1 protein-coding gene is annotated in these 1,617 nt (G+C 37.2%); it reads left to right on the top strand.

What is annotated here, in order from left to right; all coding sequences use genetic code 11:
• Positions 1–310: 310 nt before the first annotated feature.
• Positions 311–1,495 carry an IS110 family RNA-guided transposase gene (locus ACFO3P_RS14535; RefSeq protein WP_379542472.1) on the top strand — a complete coding sequence of 395 codons (1,185 nt, stop codon included), beginning with the start codon at positions 311–313 and terminating at the stop codon, positions 1,493–1,495.
• Positions 1,496–1,617: the final 122 nt, after the last annotated feature.

Here is a 1,617-nt window from a genome sequence, read left to right as displayed (position 1 = left end):
TTTCTCCTTGTATATTATATTTAGAGTTTTTATCTTCCGATTTTTAATAGGAAACTCTATGAACCAAAGTAATTTAGTTAGATATTAACTCAGTTTTTCTGAGATAATATATTTATTGGATTGAGAGGTTAAGCCGTTTTCTCCTTGGGTCTATGAACTCGTTATCGAAAGACTGGCGCCTCTCTCTGATAAGCAGTTTACGAATGAGTTAGATGTTGAAGGCTTTCGCCTTACTCCGTATCTAGGACAAGGTAGTAACGCTTTTCAGATGAGTGGCATTCAATCCAAAATATTTTTTAAGGGTGATTTCATGTTCTACCTTGGTATCGATATTGGGAAACGTACTCATGTAGCTTCTGTTATGAATGAAGAAGGCAAGGTTGTACTTAAAGGATTCTCTTTTCCTAACACAACAGAAGGTGGAGAAAAATTACTTACAAAACTCCAATCCTTTTCCCCTTCCATAGACGACTTTACTGTAGGTATGGAAGCTACTGGGCACTATTGGTTAGCCATCTACTCATTTTTACATGACCGTCATCTTTTAATCCATGTCCTGAATCCCATTCAAACAGATGGTTGGCGGAAAGGAACAGAAATTCGAAAACGAAAGAATGATATTATCGATTCTGTATTAATCGCAGACTTAATTCGCTATGGAGCTTTCATAGAAACATCCCTTTCCGATGAGAACATATTCTCTCTCAAACAATTGTCTCGTTATCGTACTTATTTGGTTGGCACATCCAGTGACTTTAAACGAAAAATTATTGCCGTATTGGATCAAGTATTTCCTGAATACGATTCTGTATTTAGCAAAATAGGTATCTTTGGAAAAGCGTCCAAAGAAATTTTACTTGAATATAGCTCCCCTGAAAAACTTCATAAAGTCCCGGCGGATACATTAGCTGAATTACTTAGTGAAGCCAGTCGAAGTCGATTAGGTATGGAAAAAGCAGAATCATTAAAACAGGCAGCGTCACACTCTTTTGGAATCAAATTTGCCCAAGATGCCTTTACGTTCCAACTTCGCTCTATGATTGAACAGCTGAAGTTTCTCGAAACACAAATTAAGGAAACAGAAATGGAAATCAAGAAAATTATGCATACGCTACATTCCGTCATTGAAACCGTTCCAGGAATCGGCCCCATTAACGGTGCCTCTATTCTTGGAGAAATTGGCGATATTCATAAGTTTTCCAATCCTGCAAAGTTAGTAGCTTATGCTGGTTTAGATGCTTCTGTCACACAATCTGGTGAATATGAAGCTACACATAACGTCATGAGCAAGCGAGGGTCACCTTATTTGCGAAAGTCTTTATTTTCAGCTGCTTTGGTGGCATCACATCACGATCCTGTTCTTAAAGACTTCTATCAAAAAAAGCGTTCAGAAGGAAAGCATCACCTCACGGCTGTTGGAGCTGTCGCTAGAAAACTGTGCTATATCATTCATGCGATACTCAAGAAGAATGAACCCTATGAAATTAGACAATAACCTTGCGAAAAAAGAACTTTTCTCAGGTTTATTTCGTGTGCTTTCATTTCTGTAAAATCATTATTCAACTCTAAAACCATCTCTTTTATTTCTCACTTGACTTTATATAGTTAGTCTTTCTA

It is taken from the genome of Oceanobacillus aidingensis (genome assembly GCF_042654105.1).
Taxonomy (GTDB): domain Bacteria; phylum Bacillota; class Bacilli; order Bacillales; family Amphibacillaceae; genus Oceanobacillus; species Oceanobacillus oncorhynchi.
The sequence above is the reverse complement of the archived record's forward strand: the minus strand, read 5'-3'. Positions and strand labels throughout refer to the sequence as shown.

Excerpts from the sequence above, each read along its gene's own strand:
- ACFO3P_RS14535 (WP_379542472.1), top strand. The coding sequence starts at position 311 with ATGTTCTACCTTGGTATCGATATTGGGAAACGTACTCATGTAGCTTCT.